Source organism: Streptomyces sp. NPDC058307 (assembly GCF_042880295.1).
In the GTDB taxonomy this organism is placed as follows: Bacteria; Actinomycetota; Actinomycetes; order Streptomycetales; family Streptomycetaceae; genus Streptomyces.
Map to the genome: position 1 here is coordinate 160314 of NZ_JBHVYZ010000008.1, position 20220 is coordinate 180533.

19 protein-coding genes are annotated in these 20220 nt (G+C 69.1%); 14 read left to right on the forward strand and 5 right to left on the reverse strand.

Annotated features, from left to right (window positions below):
- Positions 1 to 310: 310 nt before the first annotated feature.
- From ACFVYN_RS09035 to ACFVYN_RS09050, 4 genes are all read left to right on the forward strand, one after another.
- Positions 311 to 1543 carry a histidine kinase gene (locus tag ACFVYN_RS09035; RefSeq protein ID WP_389994646.1) on the forward strand — a complete coding sequence of 411 codons (1233 nt, stop codon included), beginning with the start codon at positions 311 to 313 and terminating at the stop codon, positions 1541 to 1543.
- Complete coding sequence (locus ACFVYN_RS09040; RefSeq protein ID WP_389994648.1) at positions 1540 to 2217, forward strand: response regulator; 678 nt, start codon at positions 1540 to 1542, stop codon at positions 2215 to 2217. Before ACFVYN_RS09035 ends, ACFVYN_RS09040 begins: the two co-directional genes overlap by 4 nt.
- Positions 2218 to 2348: 131 nt before the next feature.
- Complete coding sequence (locus tag ACFVYN_RS09045) at positions 2349 to 2771, forward strand: YciI family protein (RefSeq protein WP_389994651.1); 423 nt, start codon at positions 2349 to 2351, stop codon at positions 2769 to 2771.
- Entirely contained in the window at positions 2764 to 3909 is a 1146-nt protein-coding gene (locus ACFVYN_RS09050; RefSeq protein WP_389994654.1) for an RNA polymerase sigma factor, read from the forward strand. Before ACFVYN_RS09045 ends, ACFVYN_RS09050 begins: the two co-directional genes overlap by 8 nt.
- 41 nt (positions 3910 to 3950) lie before the next feature.
- On the opposite strand, the gene nadA is transcribed toward ACFVYN_RS09050, so the two are convergent.
- A complete protein-coding gene (nadA, locus tag ACFVYN_RS09055) occupies positions 3951 to 5135 on the reverse strand; it encodes a quinolinate synthase NadA (RefSeq protein WP_306982620.1) in 1185 nt (394 codons plus the stop codon).
- A 245-nt stretch (positions 5136 to 5380) separates the two neighbouring features.
- On the opposite strand from nadA, the gene ACFVYN_RS09060 reads away from it, so the two are divergent.
- On the forward strand, positions 5381 to 5737 hold the full coding sequence (locus ACFVYN_RS09060) for an iron-sulfur cluster assembly accessory protein (protein WP_020137379.1): 357 nt from the start codon (positions 5381 to 5383) through the stop codon (positions 5735 to 5737).
- A gap of 97 nt (positions 5738 to 5834) precedes the next feature.
- Here the strand turns inward: ACFVYN_RS09060 and ACFVYN_RS09065 are convergent, their stop codons facing one another.
- Positions 5835 to 7748, reverse strand: a complete 1914-nt coding sequence (locus ACFVYN_RS09065; RefSeq protein WP_389994657.1) for a hypothetical protein — start codon at positions 7746 to 7748, stop codon at positions 5835 to 5837.
- A 176-nt stretch (positions 7749 to 7924) separates the two neighbouring features.
- The gene (locus tag ACFVYN_RS09070) at positions 7925 to 8134 is read right to left on the reverse strand and encodes a hypothetical protein (RefSeq protein ID WP_389994660.1); all 210 of its coding nucleotides are present in this window, start codon (positions 8132 to 8134) and stop codon (positions 7925 to 7927) included.
- 151 nt (positions 8135 to 8285) lie between these two features.
- Here ACFVYN_RS09070 and ACFVYN_RS09075 point away from each other — a divergent pair, with 151 nt between their 5' ends.
- The gene (locus ACFVYN_RS09075) at positions 8286 to 9260 is read left to right on the forward strand and encodes a carbohydrate kinase family protein (RefSeq protein WP_389994663.1); all 975 of its coding nucleotides are present in this window, start codon (positions 8286 to 8288) and stop codon (positions 9258 to 9260) included.
- 32 nt (positions 9261 to 9292) lie between these two features.
- Here ACFVYN_RS09075 and ACFVYN_RS09080 read toward each other — a convergent pair whose 3' ends face one another.
- Entirely contained in the window at positions 9293 to 10654 is a 1362-nt protein-coding gene (locus tag ACFVYN_RS09080) for a cysteine desulfurase/sulfurtransferase TusA family protein (RefSeq protein ID WP_389994666.1), read from the reverse strand.
- Between the two features lie 245 nt (positions 10655 to 10899).
- On the opposite strand from ACFVYN_RS09080, the gene coxB reads away from it, so the two are divergent.
- The 4 genes from coxB (at position 10900) to ACFVYN_RS09100 (ending at position 15386) form a co-directional block, all read left to right on the forward strand.
- On the forward strand, positions 10900 to 11859 hold the full coding sequence (gene coxB, locus ACFVYN_RS09085) for a cytochrome c oxidase subunit II (protein ID WP_389994669.1): 960 nt from the start codon (positions 10900 to 10902) through the stop codon (positions 11857 to 11859).
- Positions 11856 to 13598 (forward strand): cytochrome c oxidase subunit I, encoded by a 1743-nt coding sequence (gene ctaD, locus ACFVYN_RS09090; protein ID WP_389994672.1) that lies wholly within the window; start codon positions 11856 to 11858, stop codon positions 13596 to 13598. Before coxB ends, ctaD begins: the two co-directional genes overlap by 4 nt.
- The gene (locus ACFVYN_RS09095; protein WP_389994675.1) at positions 13595 to 13993 is read left to right on the forward strand and encodes a cytochrome c oxidase subunit 4; all 399 of its coding nucleotides are present in this window, start codon (positions 13595 to 13597) and stop codon (positions 13991 to 13993) included. The genes ctaD and ACFVYN_RS09095 overlap by 4 nt, the downstream gene beginning before the upstream one ends.
- 130 nt (positions 13994 to 14123) lie before the next feature.
- A complete protein-coding gene (locus ACFVYN_RS09100; protein WP_389994678.1) occupies positions 14124 to 15386 on the forward strand; it encodes an Ig-like domain-containing protein in 1263 nt (420 codons plus the stop codon).
- Positions 15387 to 15435: 49 nt separating this feature from the next.
- On the opposite strand, the gene ACFVYN_RS09105 is transcribed toward ACFVYN_RS09100, so the two are convergent.
- Positions 15436 to 15837 carry a hypothetical protein gene (locus ACFVYN_RS09105; protein ID WP_389994681.1) on the reverse strand — a complete coding sequence of 134 codons (402 nt, stop codon included), beginning with the start codon at positions 15835 to 15837 and terminating at the stop codon, positions 15436 to 15438.
- Positions 15838 to 15982: 145 nt separating this feature from the next.
- Here ACFVYN_RS09105 and ACFVYN_RS09110 point away from each other — a divergent pair, with 145 nt between their 5' ends.
- Genes ACFVYN_RS09110 through ACFVYN_RS09125 form a run of 4 tightly spaced genes read left to right on the forward strand, consistent with a single transcriptional unit; the run spans position 15983 to position 20159 of the window.
- Positions 15983 to 16603 carry a heme-copper oxidase subunit III gene (locus tag ACFVYN_RS09110; protein WP_389994684.1) on the forward strand — a complete coding sequence of 207 codons (621 nt, stop codon included), beginning with the start codon at positions 15983 to 15985 and terminating at the stop codon, positions 16601 to 16603.
- 60 nt (positions 16604 to 16663) lie between these two features.
- On the forward strand, positions 16664 to 17473 hold the full coding sequence (locus tag ACFVYN_RS09115) for a c-type cytochrome (protein ID WP_389994687.1): 810 nt from the start codon (positions 16664 to 16666) through the stop codon (positions 17471 to 17473).
- Positions 17470 to 18525: a Rieske 2Fe-2S domain-containing protein gene (locus tag ACFVYN_RS09120; RefSeq protein WP_389994690.1), complete on the forward strand. Its 1056-nt coding sequence runs from the start codon at positions 17470 to 17472 to the stop codon at positions 18523 to 18525. The genes ACFVYN_RS09115 and ACFVYN_RS09120 overlap by 4 nt, the downstream gene beginning before the upstream one ends.
- Entirely contained in the window at positions 18522 to 20159 is a 1638-nt protein-coding gene (locus ACFVYN_RS09125) for a cytochrome bc complex cytochrome b subunit (protein WP_389994693.1), read from the forward strand. Before ACFVYN_RS09120 ends, ACFVYN_RS09125 begins: the two co-directional genes overlap by 4 nt.
- The last annotated feature ends 61 nt before the right edge of the window (positions 20160 to 20220 follow it).

Consider the following 20220-nt stretch of genomic DNA (forward strand, 5'->3'; position numbering starts at 1 on the left):
ACCGGCTTCGCCCTCGTGCACTGTCCCGCGTCGCCCGTTTCCACAACGCCCGACGCCCGACGCCTTGAGCCGCCGGCGGCACGTGCCTGCTCGATGCGGGCCCGGACCACCCAGCCCGCCGGGGCTCCGCTCTGCGGTGCGGCCCCGCCACCGAGCCCACGACGACGCACCCGCCCTGCCCCCCAAAGACCCCAGGCTTCAGCCGGCGTCCGATGACCCGCGCTCCCCGGACGTTCACCCCGCCCGCGAAGCCGGAAACGCACTGGTGGCTCCCGTTCCGCCCCCGGCACGGCCCCCGTACTGTTCAGGAGTGAGCCGCACCGTCGATCGCGCCCGGCACCACCTCAAGGCGCACCCCCTGGCCCTGGACGCCGTCCTCGCGGCGGGCGTCCTCGCCTGCATGGTGGCCGGTTCCTTCGTCGAGCCCCATGACAAGGACGCCGTCAGCTGGAGCATCCGCACCCCCGAGCCGCTCAGCCTCGTCCTCATGGCCCTCGGTGCCCTCGCCCTGGTGTTCCGCCGCCGCGCCCCCCTCACCGTCCTCGCCCTCACCGGCACCGCCTCCATCGTCGAGTTCGTCACCGGTGACCCCCGCGCCCCCGTCGCCATGGCCGCCGTGATCGCCCTGTTCACGGTCGCCTCCACCACCGACCGCCCGACCACCCTGCGGGCCGGCCTGCTGACCATGACCGTGCTCACCGGCGCCGCGATGCTCGCCGGACCCCTGCCCTGGTACGCCCAGGAGAACCTCGGCATCTTCGCCTGGACCGGCATCGGAGCCACCGCGGGCGACGCCGTCCGCAGCCGCCGCGCCTTCGTCCAGGCCATCAGGGAGCGCGCCGAGAAGGCCGAACGCACCCGTGAGGAAGAGGCCCGCCGAAGGGTCGCCGAGGAACGCCTGCGCATCGCCCGCGACCTGCACGACGTCGTCGCCCACCACATCGCCCTGGTCAATGTCCAGGCCGGGGTCGCCGCGCACGTCATGGACAAGCGCCCCGACCAGGCCAAGGAAGCCCTCGCCCACGTCCGTGAGGCCAGCCGCTCCGCCCTCAACGAACTCCGCGCCACCGTCGGCCTGCTGAGGCAGTCCGGCGACCCCGAGGCCCCCACCGAACCCGCCCCCGGCCTGGCGCGCCTCGACGAACTCGTCGGCACCTTCCGCAGCGCGGGCCTCCACGTCGAGGTAGCCCGCGCCGACCACGGCACCACCCTCCCCGCCGCCGTCGACCTGGCCGCCTACCGGGTCATCCAGGAAGCCCTCACCAACGTCCAGAAGCACGCCGGCACTCAGGCCAAGGCCGAGGTCAGCGTCGTACGCGTCGGCCCCAACGTGGAGATCACCGTCCTCGACAACGGCGCCGGCGAGGACGACGACCCCGACAACGGCGGTGGCCACGGCCTGCTCGGCATGCGCGAGCGCGTCACCGCCCTGCGCGGCACCCTCACCACCGGTCCCCGCTACGGAGGCGGCTTCCGCGTCCATGCGATCCTGCCGGTCAGGACCCGCGCCGCGGCGAGGGACGAACCAGGGGAGCCCGTATGACGATCCGTGTCCTGCTCGCCGACGACCAGGCACTGCTGCGCAGCGCCTTCCGTGTGCTCGTCGACTCGGAGCCGGACATGGAGGTGGTCGGCGAGGCGTCCGACGGCGCCGAGGCGGTCCGGCTGACCCGGCAGGAGCGCGCCGACGTCGTTCTCATGGACATCCGGATGCCGGGCACGGACGGCCTCGCCGCCACCCGCATGATCAGCGAGGACGCCTCCCTCGCCCATGTCCGGGTGGTCATCCTGACCACCTTCGAGGTCGACGACTACGTCGTGCAGTCCCTGCGCGCCGGTGCCTCCGGCTTCCTCGGCAAGGGCAGCGAACCCGAGGAACTCCTCAGCGCCATCCGGGTCGCGGCCGGCGGCGAGGCCCTGCTCTCCCCGGCCGCCACCAAGGGCCTGATCGCCCGCTTCCTCGCCCAGGGCGACGCGGAGGACAACGACCCGGTGCGCTCCGAACGCCTCGCCGCGCTCACCGTCCGCGAGCGTGAGGTCCTTGTCCAGGTCGCCGGCGGACACTCGAACGACGAGATCGCCGAGCGCCTGGAGGTCAGCCCGCTCACCGTCAAGACCCACGTCAACCGGGCCATGGCCAAGCTCGGCGCCCGGGACCGGGCCCAGCTCGTGGTGATCGCGTACGAGTCGGGGCTGGTACGGCCGAGGGTGGAATGACCCGGGTCCACTCACCCGATCACGCGCGCCGGAAAAAGAATTCTCGCGGTGATGTCGAGAACCCGTGCCCCGCTCCGTCCCCGTGGTGAGAGCGACCAGAATGGGTCGCATCGGGACCGAGGAGAGACACCATGGCCAAGTACCTGCTGCTGAAGCACTACCGTGGCGCTCCCGCTCCGGCCAACGACGTGCCCATGGAGCAGTGGACGCCGGAGGAGATCTCCGCGCACATGCAGTACATGCGGGACTTCGCGGACGGACTGGTGAAGACCGGGGAGTACGTCGACGGGCAGGCGCTCGCTCCCGAGGGGACCTGGGTGCGGTACGACGGCGAGGGGCGCCCGCCGGTCACCGACGGGCCGTTCGCCGAGACCAAGGACCTCATCGCCGGCTGGATGGTCATCGACGTCGACAGCTACGAGCGGGCCCTCGAGCTGGCCGGGGAGCTGTCGGCCGCCCCCGGTGCGGGCGGGAAGCCGATCCACGAGTGGCTGGAGCTGCGTCCGTTCTACGCGGCGTCGCCCACCGACCCGGAGTGCCACCCCGGTGGATGAGGCGCTGCTCAGAAGCCTCACACCGAGCGTGCTCACCGTCCTCGTCCGCCGCGGAGCCGACTTCGCGGCGGCCGAGGACGCCGTCCAGGACGCGCTGGTCGAGGCGGTCCGGGTCTGGCGGGCGGATCCGCCCCGGGACGTCAAGGGGTGGCTGGTCACCGTGGCCTGGCGCAAGTTCCTCGACGCGACCCGCTCGGACACCGCTCGCCGCCGACGAGAGGAACGTATCGAGCAGGAACCGGCGCCCGGACCGGCGCCGGCCGTGGACGACACGCTCCAGCTCTACTTCCTGTGCGCCCACCCCTCGCTCACCCCGTCCTCCGCCGTCGCCCTCACCCTGCGCGCCGTCGGCGGACTCACCACCCGCCAGATCGCCCAGGCCTACCTCGTGCCCGAGGCGACCATGGCGCAGCGGATCAGCCGGGCCAAGCGCACGGTCTCCGGGGTCCGCTTCGACCAGCCAGGCGATGTGGCCACCGTGCTGCGCGTCCTCTACCTGGTCTTCAACGAGGGCTACTCCGGCGATGTCGACCTCGCCGCCGAGGCCATCCGGCTCACCCGGCAGCTCGCCGCCGCCATCGACCACCCCGAGGTCGCGGGGCTGCTCGCCCTCATGCTGCTCCACCACGCCCGCCGCGCCTCCCGCACCGCCCCCGACGGCTCTCTGGTGCCGCTCGCCGAGCAGGACCGCAGCCGCTGGGACACCACGGCGATCGCCGAGGGCGTCCGGATCCTGCAGAGCGCCCTCGCCCGCGACCGGCTGGGCGAGTTCCAGGCGCAGGCCGCGATCGCCGCCCTGCACGCCGACGCCCCCACCGCCGAGGAGACCAACTGGGTGCAGATCGTCGAGTGGTACGACGAACTCGCCCGCCTCACCGACAGCCCCGTCGTCCGCCTCAACCGTGCGGTCGCCGTGGGCGAGGCGGACGGCCCCCGCGCGGGCCTGGCCGCGCTGGCCGCGGTCGAGGACTCACTGCCCCGCCACACCGCGGCCGCGGCCTATCTCCACGAACGCGCCGGCGACCTGCCGACCGCGGCCCGCCTGTACGCCGAGGCCGCCCACAAGGCCCCCAACCTCGCCGAACGCGACTACCTGACCCGCCAGGCGGCCCGGCTCAACTCCCGTACGCGGAACTGACCGGGGAACAGTCACGCCGGGCCACCCTCCTCACGACGCTGCTACGGCAGCGCCAGCATCCGCTCCAGCGCCAGCTTCGCGAATGCCTCCGTCTCCTTGTCGACCTCGATCCGGTTGACGAGCTTGCCCTCGGCCAGCGACTCCAGGGTCCAGACCAGGTGGGGCAGGTCGATGCGGTTCATGGTCGAGCAGAAGCAGACCGTCTTGTCGAGGAAGACGATCTCCTTGCCCTCGGGGGCGAAACGGTTCGCGAGCCGTCGTACGAGATTGAGCTCCGTGCCGATGGCCCACTTCGAGCCGGCCGGGGCCGCCTCCAGTGCCTTGATGATGTACTCGGTCGAGCCGACGTAGTCCGCCGCGGCCACGACCTCGTGCTTGCACTCGGGGTGCACGAGGACGTTCACCCCGGGGATCCGGGCGCGGACGTCCTCCACGGACTCCAGCGAGAAGCGGCCGTGCACCGAGCAGTGCCCGCGCCACAGGATCATCTTCGCGTCGCGCAGCTGCTCGGCGGTCAGGCCGCCGTTCGGCTTGTGCGGGTTGTAGAGGACGCAGTCCTCCAGCGTCATCCCCATGTCCCGCACGGCGGTGTTGCGGCCGAGGTGCTGGTCGGGCAGGAACAGCACCTTCTCGCCCTGTTCGAAGGCCCACTCCAGAGCCTTCTTGGCGTTGGACGACGTGCAGATGGTGCCGCCGTGCTTGCCCGTGAACGCCTTGATGTCCGCCGAGGAGTTCATGTACGACACCGGCACGACCTGCTCGGCTATGCCGGCGTCGGTGAGCACGTCCCAGCACTCGGCGACCTGCTCGGCCGTCGCCATGTCGGCCATAGAGCAGCCGGCGGCGAGGTCGGGGAGGACCACCTTCTGGTCGTCGGACGTCAGGATGTCCGCCGACTCGGCCATGAAGTGCACACCGCAGAAGACGATGTACTCGGCCTCAGGGCGGGCGGCCGCGTCCCGGGCCAGCTTGAAGGAGTCGCCCGTGACGTCGGCGAACTGGATGACCTCGTCACGCTGGTAGTGATGGCCGAGGACGAACACCTTGTCGCCGAGCTTCTCCTTGGCCGCGCGGGCGCGCTCGACCAGGTCGGGGTCGGACGGCGAGGGCAGGTCGCCGGGACACTCGACGCCCCGCTCGCTCCTCGGGTCGGCCTCGCGGCCGAGCAGCAACAGGGCGAGCGGAGTCGGCTGTACGTCGAGCTCCGTGGTCTGGGCGGTGGTCACGACACGCACCCTTTCTACTTTTCGTCGAACTGACGTTATCTATCATAACCCGGTTCACGTCACTTTGACGATGGTCATTGCGTCGATGTGACGTGAATCCCGAACAGACGTTTTCCGCCCGGCACGGCATGTGCGAGCATGAAGAAGGCGCCGGAAAAAACCGGCGTCCGGCCCGGAATGAATCCGCGGCCTTGCCGGTTGCACCAGTCGGCAAGCAGTCTCCGTACAACCCGGGAGAGATGTAGATGTCCGTATCGGACGAGACCGGCACCGTCACCGACGGCATCATCCTGTCCGACGCCGCCGCGGCGAAGGTCAAGGCCCTGCTCGACCAGGAAGGCCGTGACGACCTGGCCCTGCGCGTCGCCGTTCAGCCCGGCGGCTGCTCCGGCCTGCGTTACCAGCTCTTCTTCGACGAGCGTTCCCTCGACGGTGACGTCGTCAAGGACTTCGGCGGCGTCAAGGTCGTCACCGACCGCATGAGCGCCCCGTACCTGGGCGGCGCGTCCATCGACTTCGTGGACACCATCGAGAAGCAGGGCTTCACGATCGACAACCCGAACGCGACCGGCTCCTGCGCCTGCGGCGACTCCTTCAGCTAGCCCGCGGTTCGCACGGGCCCAGAGCGACAGAAAGCCCAGAGCGACAGAAGGCGGCGGCCCCCTCGGACGGGGCCGCCGCCTTCGCGCATCCGCGGGGCTACCGGGCCGCCCCGGAGGTCTCCGGCAGCCGCGCCCCGGCCTTCTTCAGCGGGATCTCCTTGCCGTCCGAGCCCACGACCTTGCGGGCACCGAGCGGCTCGTCGAGCGGCACGGTCTTCTGGATCTCCTTGGCGATCATGATGCAGACCTTGCCCTGCCACGGTGTGTAGGTCACCGTGACCTTCACCTCGCCCGCGCTCTCGCTCGCCGACGCCGCGTAGTCGCCGCACACCCCGCCCGTGAAGCTCACGGTCAGCTCGTCGCCCTCGGCCGTGTAGCCGTCCACCTGGACGTCCCGCGTCTTCGGTGCGGAGGTGGGCCGGTCGGAGGGGGCGGTGGGGGAGACGGGCGTGGTCGGCGTCGCTGTCGCCGTCGCCGGGGAGGCGATGTACGCCGGGTCGACCGCCGGATACGTCACCGTGAAGGCGTCCTTCGCGCCCGGCGCCCGCACCTCGAACAGCCAGGACGGCACCAGCGCCTGCCGGCCGCCCACGAAGTGCGACGCCAGCCCGAACACCGCCTTCTCGACGGTGAGCGTGCTGTCCGCGGGGCTCGCCGTCGACCCCCCGCAGGGCTCCTCCAGCCGGTCCTTGAGCGGTACGGGACTGGCGCAGCCGCCGATGCCCATGCGGTGGCCGACCACGGGCACCTTGTTCAGCAGCCCCAGCGTCTTCCCGGCGCTCAGCACGGGATACGTGTCGCTCTTGACCGGCGCCTTCAACTGGCCGGTGCCGCCGACCACCTCACCCTGCTCGTTCACGGTGACGCCGGTCGCCCAGCCGTACGTGGGCAGCCCGCCGACGACCGGGTCGGCGTTCACGATCCGCTGGGCGCCCATGACCTGGCTCGCGTCCAGCTTCGCGGTGCCCTGGCCCACCGCCTTCAGCACCGGCGCGGCGGCCTTCTCCGCGACCGCCTCGCTCACCGGACGGCCGCTGGGGGCCCCGCACACGGTGGCGCTCCGGCAGTCGTCGATGACGGGTGAGTAGCGCTGGAAGGTCCACGCGCCCGGCGCCTGCCGGCTCACCTGCAGACTCGGCCCCGAACCGTCCTTGACCCCGATCCGCCAGACCTGCCCCTGCGCCACCGGCGTCCCGTCGACGCCGAGCGCCTCGGCGAGCCGCGCCACGTCGCCCTCGGTGACCTGCCCCTGGACCCGGTAGACAGGCGCCGATCCGGGCCCCTGCGGGAGGCTGCCGTCGGCGCGATAGGTCACGCCGTACGGATTCGGCTCGCCCGGCGCGATCCCGTTCCCCGCCCCACCGCCGCCCGCGCTGTAGCCGTCGAGGGCGAGAGGCGGCGCACTCCCGTCACCGGCCGCGCCCGAGGTCGCGCCACTGCCGGACCCTCCGGAGGTACCGGCGGCGAGGTACGCCCCACCGCCCCCGACCAACAGCACGGCAGCGGCTACGGCGGCAACGGCGAAGGGAGAGCGATGCCGAGCCGTCCGGGGTACACCGGCGTCCCCGTCCCGGGGGATCTCGGTGTCGGGCAGAGCGGCGGGGGCGGGGGAGGGGGAGGGGGAGGGAGCGGCCACGGGGCCGTCCGGCTCAGCGGCAGCGGTGGCTTCGGTGTCGGAGCTCAGGGAGTCGTCCGTGTCGGCGTCGGCGACTTCCTCGGCGTGTTCCGGCGAGCCTTCGGCGGTGGCGCCGACGTTCTCGGTGCCCTCGGATTCACCACTGTGACCGCGTTCGGCGCCGCTCGTCCCCTCATCACCGGGAGCCTCGGAACCCCGCTCCTCCGCAGCACCGCTCGACTCACCGGCGCCGGGCGCTTCGGCACCGCCGGCCTCGTCCGCACCCTGCGCTACGGCACCGCTCGCCCCACCGGCACCCCGCGCTTCCGCAGCGCTCTCGTCCCCGCTGCCCGAGGCCTCGCCGGGGTCGTTGTTGTCGGGTCGCTCGGTGTTCACCGCATCGCTCCTTCTGCTGCGCAACTGTCCCTCGACCCTGACCCGGCCCTGTCAAAAAGGTCGGCAAACGGGTCGTATCCCGCATCCCCTTTCCGGGGGACGGCGATGGGACGCAGCGGGGGAGCGCGCGGTTCCCTCGAACGCGCCGACACACGCGCCCTGCTCGACGCCCTGACTCAGTCGCCGTACTCCGACATGGCCTCCAGCACCCGGGCGGACCCCTCGGGAACCGTCACCCCGTGGATGAGCGAGGGGGAGACCGGAAGGGCGACGATCCGGTCGGGAACCGCCCAGTGCGGAGCCATCCGGGCGCAGTCACCGCGCAGCGAGGCGAGGTCACCGTCCAGGTCGGCCGGGGTGGAGGTGTACAGCTCAAGGTTCGTCATGACGGAACCGTAAGCACGTCCACACCCGCGAAGAAAGATCTACTATCGGGTAGTTTTACCTGCTTCACCGCGCCGTCGGCCTCCTCGCAGTACTCCATACGGACCCGATAGCGTGAAGTGTCAATACACCCTTCTTCTGGAGAGCCTCGCCGTGCGCATCGCAGTCACCGGCTCCATCGCCACCGACCACCTCATGACGTTCCCCGGCCGTTTCGCCGACCAGCTCGTCGCGGACCAGCTGCACACGGTCTCGCTCTCCTTCCTGGTCGACAACCTCGACGTACGCAGGGGAGGCGTCGGCGCGAACATCGCCTTCGGTATGGGCCTGCTCGGCACGAAGCCGATCCTCGTCGGGGCCGCGGGCTTCGACTTCGACGAGTACCGCGCCTGGCTGGACCGGCACGGCGTCGACACCGCGTCCGTCCGTATCTCCGAGACGCTGCACACCGCCCGCTTCGTGTGCACCACGGACTCCGACCACAACCAGATCGGCTCCTTCTACACGGGCGCGATGAGCGAGGCCCGCCAGATCGAGCTCAAGACGGTCGCCGACCGCGTGGACGGCCTCGACCTCGTCCTCATCGGCGCCGACGACCCCGAGGCGATGCTCCGCCACACCGAGGAGTGCCGGTCCCGCGGCATCCCGTTCGCCGCGGACTTCTCCCAGCAGATCGCCCGGATGAACGGCGACGAGATCCGGATCCTGCTGGACGGGGCCACATACCTCTTCTCCAACGAGTACGAGAAGGGGCTCATCGAGTCCAAGACGGGCTGGTCCGACGAGGAGATCCTCGCCAAGGTCGGCCACCGGGTCACCACGCTCGGCGCGCAGGGGGTACGGATCGACCGGACCGGCGCGGAGCCGATCGTCGTCGGCTGTGCGGAGGAGGAGCGCAAGGCCGACCCGACCGGCGTCGGTGACGCGTTCCGCGCCGGGTTCCTGTCGGGGCTCGCCTGGGGCGTCTCCCTGGAGCGCGCGGCCCAGGTGGGCTGCATGCTGGCCACGCTCGTCATCGAGACCGTGGGCACGCAGGAGTACCGACTGCGGCGGGGCAACTTCATGGAGCGCTTCACCAAGGCGTACGGCGACGAGGCGGCCGACGAGGTCCGCACCCACCTGGGCTGATCCACCTCGGCTGACCCACCTCCGATGACCGGCTAGGAGATCCGGCGGACCACGTACACCGAACCCCGGTCCGCCGGCTCCTCGCCCACGTACTCCTGCTCCCGCATCTCGCACCACGCCGGGATGTCCAGCCGAGCCGCCTCGTCGTCGGACAGAACCCGGACCGTCCCGCCCACCGGCACGTCCCCGATCACCTTGGCCAGCTCGATGACCGGGATCGGGCACCGCTTGCCCAGGGCGTCCACGACCAGGGCGTCCGCACGGACGACAGCCGAAGGCGTCGGCGCGCCCAGCTTCTCCCGGACCGCCGTCACCGCCCCCGGCAGCACCTCCAGGAAACGGTCGACCTCCTCGGACGTCGTCCCCGGCGGCAACGAAACCCGCACGTTTCCCTCACTCAGCACCCCCATCGCCTTCAGCACATGGCTCGGCGTCAGCGTGCTGCTCGTGCAGGACGAACCGGAGGAAACGGAGAAACCCGCCCGGTCCAGCTCGTGCAGCAGGGTCTCTCCGTCGACATAGAGACAGGAGAAAGTGACGATCCCGGGCAGCCGCCGCTCGGCATCGCCCACCACGTCCACATCCGGCACCAGCCGCGGCACCCGCGAACGGATCCGCTCCGTCAGCTCCCGCAGCCGTACGGCCTCCTGCGCCGCCTCGGCCCGCACCGCCCGCAGCGAGGCCGCCGCCGCGACGATCGCCGGCAGGTTCTCGAACCCCGGTGCCCGCCCCGACTCCCGCTCGTCGGCCGGCCCCTGGGGCGAGAACCGGACACCTTTCCGTACGGCGAGCAGGCCCACCCCCGACGGCCCGCCCCACTTGTGCGCGCTGGCCGTCAACAGGGACCAGGCACCTTCCACCGGCCCCCACCCCAGCGACTGCGCCGCGTCCACCAGCAACGGCACCCCGGCCTCCCGGCACACGGCGGCCACCTCGGCCACCGGCTGCACGGTCCCCACCTCGTGGTTGGCCGACTGAAGACACGCCAGCGCGGTGTCGGGGCGAAGAGCATCGGCGTAGGCCCCCGGGCTCACCGCTCCCGTACGGTCCACCGGCACCTCGGTCACGTCGAACGACTCCGCCGAATGGAGCACCGAGGAGTGTTCGACAGCTGACACGATCAGGTGACGTCCAACCCGCCGCCGCCCGGCCAACGCCCCCGCGATCCCGTCGTGCACGGCCCGCGTCCCGGAGGACGTGAAGGTCAGTTCGTCAGGCCGGCACCCCACGGCCTCGGCAGCGGCCTCCCGAGCGGCATCCAACAGCAGCCGAGCCCGCCGTCCCTCCCGGTAGAGACGGGAGGGATCAGCCCACCCTTCATCCAAAGAGGCCAACAGCGCCTGACGAGCAACGGAATGAAGCGGAACACTGGAAGCAGCGTCGAAATAGGGCACACGAACACGCTAACTCCCCAGGGGTGCGGGGAACTGCGCGACCAGCCACAATGCACCCGCGGCCGCCAAACCAGCGAACCCCCGACCCAGTAGGCCCCCCTCCCGCTGAACCCCCGGAGGGCGTCGGCTAGGGTTTGGTCCGCATAAACATCCAAACCCCTGCCCGACGCAGGGCGGCGACCGACCACCGAGTAAGGCCAGGCCGCAGCCGATCCGCGCGGGCGAGACTCTCGGGAAGGCGCTACGTGAGTCCCAACGGCTCCGACCGCTCGCCGCGGCGCCCGATGCGGCGGAAGCTGCTGCAGGCAATGACCGCGGGCCTGGTCCTGGCGACCGCCACCGGTTGCACATACAAGGACTTCCCCCGCCTTGGTATGCCCACCCCGACCACGGAAGAGGCTCCGCGGATCCTCTCCCTGTGGCAGGGCTCCTGGGCTGCCGCGCTCGCCGTTGGCGTGCTGGTGTGGGGTCTGATCATCTGGAGCGCCATCTTCCACCGGCGCAGCCGCACCAAGGTCGAGGTTCCTCCGCAGACCCGGTACAACATGCCCATCGAGGCGCTGTACACCGTGGTTCCGCTGGTCATCGTCTCGGTCCTCTTCTACTTCACGGCCCGCGACGAGTCGAAGCTCCTCAGCCTCAAGAAGGAGCCCGACGTCACCATCAACGTCGTCGGCTACCAGTGGAGCTGGGCCTTCAACTACATCACGCCCGTCGCGGGCTCCACGGGTGACGCGAAGACGGACAAGAACCTGGACGCGATTCCGACCCGGTTCAAGGACGACTTCCCGGCGAACGCCGGCGGTGTCTACGACTTCGGGACGCCCGCCACGCGGAACCCGCAGACCGGCAACCCGGGCCCGACCCTCTGGCTCCCCAAGGGCAAGACGGTCCGCTTCGTCCTCACCTCGCGTGACGTCATCCACTCCTTCTGGGTGGTGCCGTTCCTGATGAAGCAGGACGTCATCCCGGGCCACACCAACGCCTTCGAGGTGACCCCCAACAGGGAGGGCACCTTCCTCGGCAAGTGCGCCGAGCTCTGCGGCGTCGACCACTCCCGGATGCTGTTCAACGTGAAGGTCGTTTCTCCCGAGCGCTACGAGCAGCACCTCAAGGACCTCGCGAAGAAGGGGCAGACCGGTTACGTTCCCGCGGGCATCGAGCAGACCGCCCACGAGAAGGACCGGGAGACGACGAACCTGTGAGCATCCTCAACGAACCCCAGGGTGCCGCGGCGGCAGGGTCCCACTACACGGACGAGCTGCCGGTCCGGCGCCAGAACCGCGGCAGCGTGGTCATCAAGTGGCTCACCACCACTGACCACAAGACGATCGGCACGATGTACCTGGCCACGTCGTTCGCGTTCTTCCTCATCGGTGGCGTGATGGCGCTCTTCATGCGCGCCGAGCTGGCCCGGCCGGGTCTGCAGATCATGTCGAGCGAGCAGTTCAACCAGGCGTTCACGATGCACGGCACGATCATGCTGCTGATGTTCGCGACGCCGCTGTTCGCCGGCTTCACCAACTGGATCATGCCGCTGCAGATCGGCGCGCCCGACGTGGCGTTCCCGCGGCTGAACATGTTCGCCTACTGGCTCTACCTGTTCGGCTCGACGATCGCGGTGGGCGGCTTCCTGACCCCGCAGGGCGCGGCCGACTTCGGCTGGTTCGCCTACTCCCCGCTGTCGGACGCGGTCCGCTCGCCGGGCATCGGCGCCGACCTGTGGATCATGGGTCTGGCCTTCTCCGGCTTCGGCACGATCCTCGGTGCGGTCAACTTCATCACCACGATCATCTGCATGCGCGCGCCCGGCATGACCATGTTCCGCATGCCGATCTTCGTGTGGAACGTGCTGCTGACCGCGGTGCTGGTCCTGCTCGCCTTCCCGGTCCTCGCCGCCGCGCTGTTCGCGCTGGAGGCGGATCGGAAATTCGGGGCACATGTCTTCGATGCCGCCAACGGCGGAGCGTTGCTCTGGCAACACCTCTTCTGGTTCTTCGGGCATCCAGAGGTGTACATCATCGCCCTGCCGTTCTTCGGCATCATCTCCGAGGTCATCCCGGTCTTCTCCCGCAAGCCGATGTTCGGCTACATGGGTCTGATCGCGGCGACCATCGCGATCGCGGGTCTGTCCGTGACGGTGTGGGCCCACCACATGTACGTCACCGGCGGCGTGCTCCTGCCGTTCTTCTCCTTCATGACGTTCCTGATCGCCGTACCGACCGGCGTGAAGTTCTTCAACTGGATCGGAACGATGTGGAAGGGGTCCCTGAGTTTCGAGACCCCGATGCTCTGGGCCACCGGCTTCCTGATCACCTTCACCTTCGGTGGTCTGACCGGTGTCATCCTGGCCTCGCCCCCGATGGACTTCCACGTCTCGGACTCGTACTTCGTGGTGGCGCACTTCCACTACGTCGTCTTCGGCACCGTCGTCTTCGCGATGTTCTCCGGCTTCCACTTCTGGTGGCCCAAGTTCACCGGCAAGATGCTCGACGAGCGCCTCGGCAAGATCACGTTCTGGACGCTGTTCATCGGCTTCCACGGCACCTTCCTGGTCCAGCACTGGCTGGGCGCCGAGGGCATGCCGCGCCGGTACGCCGACTACCTGGCGGCCGACGGCTTCACCGCCCTGAACACGATCTCGACGATCAGCTCGTTCGTGCTCGGCCTGTCGATCCTGCCGTTCCTCTACAACGTGTGGAAGACGGCCAAGTACGGCAAGCCCGTCGGTGTCGACGACCCGTGGGGCTACGGCCGCTCGCTCGAGTGGGCCACCTCCTGCCCGCCGCCGCGCCACAACTTCCTCACCCTGCCGCGGATCCGCAGCGAATCCCCGGCGTTCGACCTGCACCACCCCGAGATCGCCGCTCTCGACCAGCTCGAGAACGCCGGTCACGGTGAGAAGGCTCTGGCCGGCAACGGCGGCAAGGAGGCCGGGAAGTGAAGATCCAGGGACGGATGTTCTTCTGGCTGAGCATCTTCATCCTCGCCATGGCGATCGTCTATGGCTACTGGTCGAAGGAGCCGGCCGGTACCACCGCGCTCTTCCTGGCCTTCGGTCTGTCCATCATGATCGGCTTCTACCTGGGCTTCACGGCCAAGCGGGTGGACGCCGGCGCGCAGGACAACAAGGAGGCCGACGTCGCGGACGACGCCGGCGAGGTCGGGTTCTTCAGCCCGCACAGCTGGCAGCCGCTCGCCCTCGGCTTCGGCGGCGCCCTCGCCTTCCTGTCGGTCGCGATCGGCTGGTGGCTGCTGTACTTCTCGGTGCCGGTCATCATGATCGGCCTGTACGGCTGGGTCTTCGAGTACTACCGCGGTGAGAACCGCACGCAGTAGCACGAGCCGAGCTCGACAGAGCCCGGACACTCCGTGAGGAGCGTCCGGGCTCCTGCTTTTGCCGCAATCGGAATCCCCCGTACGAGTCACCCGGCGTGCCGTTCTTGACGGGGCTTCCTAGCGTGAAGCCATGAACCATGCACCGCGTACCCGCACCGTCGTGAGCTGCACGCTGCTGGTGATCGCCCTCGGCGCGAGCGCCGCCGCCTGTGGGTCCGACGGGAACCCGCTGGCGGCCACGCCGTACGACGCGGCGGACCAGGTCGCCTTCAACGCGCCCACGGGCGACGGCAAGAAGGCCGACCCGGACAAGCCGCTCGAGGTGACCGCCGAGGACGACGACGGCCGCATCACCGACGTCACGGCCACGGACGCCACAGGCCGCTATGTGGCGGGCGAACTCTCCGCCGACGGAACCCGCTGGCGCAGCACCTCTCCGCTGGCCGCAAACGCCCACTACGTCGTCCGGGTGAGCACCGAGGACGACGACGGGGCACCGGGCCGCAAGGTCCTCGACTTCGACACCAGCAAGCCAGTGGGCAAGAAGCGCCTGAACGTCACCTTCGGCCCCAAGTCGGGGACCTACGGTGTCGGCCAGCCCGTCACCGCCAAGCTGGACAGACCCGTCAAGGACAAGGCCCAGCGGGCCGTCGTCGAGCGCGCCCTCAGGGTCGACTCCACGCCCGCCGTACCGGGCGCCTGGCACTGGGTGGACGACAAGGAGCTCCACTACCGCCCCAAGGAGTACTGGCCCGCCCACGCCACGATCCAGGTCCGCAGCGACCTGGAGGGCATCAAGATCAGCGACCGTCTCTGGGGAGGCAAGGGCAAGGCCCTCAAGCTGACCACCGGCGACCGCATCATCGCCGTGACGGACGCCTCGTCACACTCGATGAAGGTCTACAAGAACAACGAGGTCATCAACGAGCTCCCGGTCACCACCGGCAAGCCCGGCTTCGAGACCCGCAACGGCGTCAAGGTCGTGCTGGGCAAGGAGTACTTCGTACGTATGCGCGGCACCAGCATCGGCATCGCCGAGGGCTCCTCGGAGTCGTACGACCTGCCGGTCTACTACGCCACCCGCCTCACCTGGAGCGGCGAGTACGTGCACGCCGCCCCCTGGTCGGTCGGCTCCCAGGGCTACGCCAACGTCAGCCACGGCTGCACCGGCATGAGCACGTCCAACGCCGAGTGGTTCTTCGACACCGTCCACGAGGGCGACGTGGTGCAGGTCGTCAACTCGGACGGCAACACCATGGAGCCCTTCGGCAACGGCTTCGGCGACTGGAACGTGGACTGGAAGAAGTGGCGCGACGGCAGCGCGCTGGTGGCCGGCACCCCGGACGCCCCGAGCGCGGCGCAGGTGGCGAGGCTGAGGCCACAGAGCGTCTAGAGACACCTCAGGGGCCGGCACGCCCGGAAGCGCGGCAGCCCTCGCGCTCCTAGGCGCTCAACGCCTTCCGATCCCGCAGCAGAGAAGCCAGCGCCGCCGCGAACTCCACCGGATCCACCGGGTGGGCCACCGCGGCCTCCGCCCGGCTCCATGTCGCCAGCCACGCGTCCTGCGGCCGCCCGATCAGCAGCAGCACCGGCGGGCAGCCGAACACCTCGTCCTTGATCTGCCGGCACAGGCCCATGCCGCCCATCGGCACGGCCTCCCCGTCCAGCACACAGACGTCGATCCCGCCCTTGTCCAGCTCCTTCAGTACCGCCGCGGGCGTGGCGCACTCCAGGAACTCCACCAACGGGACGTCCGGAGCCGGTCGGCGGCCGGAGGCGAGCCGTACCTGCTCGCGGGTGTTGGAATCGTCGCTGTAGACCAGCACCGTGGCGGTCGGCTGCATTGTTCCTCCGTGACGTCAGCGTCGTAAGGACAGGCCCGTTGGGCCGGATGCTACTCCCTTGAACACCACGTCAACACCGGTATGGAGCAGCCGGACACTCCGAACGGCACCCCCCGGGGTGAGGGCGGGATAAGCGACCGACATAATGTCGGTCGTGGCGACAGCAACGACAGAGACAACCGGGCACGCGCACCCGTCGGTCAACCGACCGAACCTCACCAGCGTCGGAACCATCATCTGGTTGAGTTCCGAGCTGATGTTCTTCGCGGCCCTTTTCGCGATGTACTTCACCCTGCGATCGGTGACGGGTCCTGATCACTGGAAGGAGATGGCGTCCAGCCTGAACGTTCCGTTCTCGGCGACGAACACCACGATCCTGGTGCTCTCCTCCCTCACCTGCCAGCTCGGCGTCTTCGCCGCTGAGCGAGGTGACGTGAAGAAGCTCCGGGGCTGGTTCATCGTCACGTTCATCATGGGTGCCATCTTCATCGGCGGTCAGATCTACGAGTACACCGAGCTGGTGAAGAAGGACGGGATCTCCCTCTCGTCCGATCCCTACGGGTCGGTCTTCTACCTGACCACCGGCTTCCACGGTATGCACGTGACGGGCGGCCTCATCGCCTTCCTGTTCGTTCTCGGGCGTACCTACGCGGCCAAGAGGTTCACCCACGAGCAGGCGACCGCCGCGATCGTCGTGTCCTACTACTGGCACTTCGTCGACGTCGTCTGGATCGGGCTCTTCGCCACGATCTATCTGATCAAGTAGCCGGGCCCGCTCCCGACATCGCAAGCATCGACGCAGAAGATCCTGACACCGGGGTAATCCGTGAAAAAGCTCTCCGCACGACGACGCCACCCGCTGGCGGCGCTCGTCGTCCTACTCCTCGCGCTGGCATGCACCGGGGGGCTGTACGCCGTGTTCGCTCCCGCGCACCCGGCGAAGGCAGATGAAACCGCCCAGTCCCTGGCCATCGACGAGGGCAAGAAGCTCTTCGCCGTAGGCTGCGCCAGCTGCCACGGCACCGGCGGTCAGGGATCCTCCGACGGACCGAGCCTCGTCGGCGTGGGCGCCGCGGCCGTCGACTTCCAGGTCGGCACCGGCCGTATGCCGGCCCAGCAGCCGGGACCGCAGGTTCCGAAGAAGAAGGTCATCTACACGCAGGCCGAGATCGACCAGCTGGCCGCGTACGTCTCCTCGCTGGGCGCGGGTCCGTCCGTTCCGACGAAGGCGGAGTTCGGCCCGGACGGCGCCGACATCGCCAAGGGCGGCGAGCTGTTCCGCACCAACTGCGCGCAGTGCCACAACTTCACCGGCAAGGGTGGCGCGCTGACGCACGGCAAGTTCGCACCGGACCTCGAGGGTGTCTCTCCGAAGCACATCTACGAGGCCATGCAGACCGGCCCGCAGAACATGCCGTCGTTCCCCGACACCACGCTGTCGGAGCAGAACAAGAAGGACATCATCGCGTACCTGAACGCGGTCAACGGCGACGACTCCGTGAGCCCCGGCGGTCTTGAGCTGGGCGGTCTCGGCCCGGTCTCCGAAGGCCTGTTCGCCTGGATCTTCGGCCTCGGCGCGCTGATCGCGGTCGCCGTCTGGGTCGCCGCTCGGACCGCAAAGGCCAAGAAGTCATGAGTAGCCAAGACATTCCAGAAGAGAACCTGCCCGCAGAGCAGGACGCGCACGGCGCGGTAGGCGTCGCGGACGAGAAGCACCCCTTCGCGGACCCCGGCCTCCCGCCCCACGAGCACCGGGTGCAGGACATCGACGAGCGGGCCGCCAAGCGGTCCGAGCGCGTGGTGGCCATGCTGTTCACGGTGTCGATGCTGGCCACGGTCGGCTTCATCGCCTCGTACGTGAGCATCCCCCACGACAAGTCGATCTTCGTGTTCCCGATCGGGCACATCAACGCGCTGAACTTCGCGCTGGGCCTGACCCTCGGTCTCGCCCTCTTCTCGATCGGCGCGGGCGCGGTCCACTGGGCCCGCACCCTGATGTCCGACGAGGAGATCGCCGACGAGCGTCACGCGATCGAGGCGCCCCCCGAGGTCCGCGCGAAGGTCCACGCGGACTTCAAGCAGGGCGCCAAGGAGTCGGCGCTCGGCCGGCGCAAGCTGATCCGCAACACGATGTTCGGCGCGCTGGCCCTGTTCCCGCTGTCCGGCGTCGTGCTGCTGCGCGACCTCGGCCCGCTGCCCGGCACCAAGCTCCGCCACACCATGTGGCGCAAGGGGCTCCAGCTGGTCAACATGAACACCAACGAGCCGTTGCGCCCCTCCGACGTCGCGGTCGGCTCGCTGACCTTCGCCAAGCCCGAGGGCCTGGAGGAGCACGACGAGGAGTTCCAGACCGAGATCGCCAAGGCCGCCCTGATGATCGTCCGCATCCAGCCGGACAACATCAAGGACAAGCGCGAGCTCGAGTGGTCGTACGAGGGAATCGTCGCGTACTCGAAGATCTGCACCCACGTCGGTTGCCCGATCTCCCTGTACGAGCAGCAGACGCACCACGTGCTCTGCCCCTGCCACCAGTCCACCTTCGACCTCTCCGACGGTGCCCGGGTGATCTTCGGCCCCGCCGGTCACGCCCTGCCGCAGCTGCGCATCGGCGTGAACGACCAGGGTTACCTCGAAGCGCGCGGCGACTTCGAGGAGCCCGTCGGTCCTGCTTTCTGGGAGCGCGGATGAGCACTACAGAGACCTCCGAGTCCCGCGCACGCGGGAAGGCACCGGCCGGCGAGCGAGTCGCCGACTGGGCCGACGGCCGACTGGGGATCTACTCCCTGGCCAAGGCCAACATGCGCAAGATCTTCCCCGACCACTGGTCGTTCATGCTGGGTGAGGTCTGCCTCTACAGCTTCATCATCATCATCCTCACGGGTGTGTACCTGACGCTGTTCTTCCACCCGTCGATGAACGAGGTGGAGTACCACGGCAGCTACGTCCCGCTGCAGGGCCAGCTGATGTCCGAGGCGTTCAACTCGACCATGCACATCTCCTTCGATGTGCGCGGTGGCCTGCTGATCCGGCAGATCCACCACTGGGCGGCGCTGATCTTCGTCGCGGCGATGATGGTTCACATGATGCGCGTGTTCTTCACGGGCGCCTTCCGCAAGCCGCGCGAGGTCAACTGGCTCTTCGGCTGGCTGCTGCTGGTCCTGTCGCTGTTCACCGGCTTCACGGGCTATTCGCTCCCCGACGACCTGCTGTCGGGCACCGGCGTGCGGTTCATCGAGGGTGTGCTGCTGTCGGTCCCGATCGTCGGCACGTACCTCTCGTTCTTCATCTTCGGCGGTGAGTTCCCCGGCGGCGATTTCGTCGCGCGGTTCTACTCGGTCCACATCCTGCTGCTGCCGGGCATCATGCTCGGTCTGGTCGTCGGCCACCTGATCCTGGTCTTCTACCACAAGCACACGCAGTTCGCGGGCCCCGGCAAGTCCAACAACAACGTCGTCGGCATGCCGCTGCTGCCGGTCTACATGGCCAAGGCCGGAGGCTTCTTCTTCCTGGTCTTCGGTGCCATCGCGGCCATCGCGGCGGTCGCCTCGATCAACCCGATCTGGGCCATGGGCCCCTATCGGCCGGACCAGGTGTCCACGGGTGCCCAGCCTGACTGGTACATGGGCTTCGCCGAAGGCCTGGTGCGTGTGATGCCGGGCTGGGAAATCAACATCTGGGGTCACACGCTCGTCCTGGGCGTGTTCATCCCGATCGTGATCTTCCCGCTGGTCCTGGTGGCCATCGCCGTGTACCCGTTCATCGAGGCCTGGGTCACCGGTGACAAGCGCGAGCACCACATCCTGGACCGGCCGCGCAACACGCCGACCCGTACCGGGTTCGGTATGGCCTGGCTGGCCGCGTACTTCGTGATGCTGATCGGTGGTGGAAACGACCTCTGGGCGACCCACTTCCACCTCTCGATCAACTCGATCACCTGGTTCGTACGGATCGGCTTCTTCGTCATCCCGGTTCTCGTGTTCATCGCCACCAAGCGGATCTGCCTCGGCCTTCAGCGCCGCGACAAGGACAAGGTGCTGCACGGCCGTGAGTCGGGCATCATCAAGCGCCTGCCGCACGGTGAGTTCGTCGAGGTGCACGAGCCGCTCAGCCAGGAGCAGCTGCACACGCTCACGGCGCACGAGCAGTACGAGCCGGCCGCGATCGGTGCCACGGTCGACGAGAACGGTGTCGAGCGCAAGGTGAAGCGCTCCGAGAAGCTGCGCGCCAAGCTGAGTGAGGCGTACTACGGCGAGGAGTCCCAGATCACCAAGCCGACCGTCGAGGAGTACAAGGAGATCACGAGCGGCCACGGCCACCACTGATCACCGCAGCCCGTAAGAGCTGAAGCCACAGCCGCGAGGGAACGAAGGAGGCCCCCGGGAC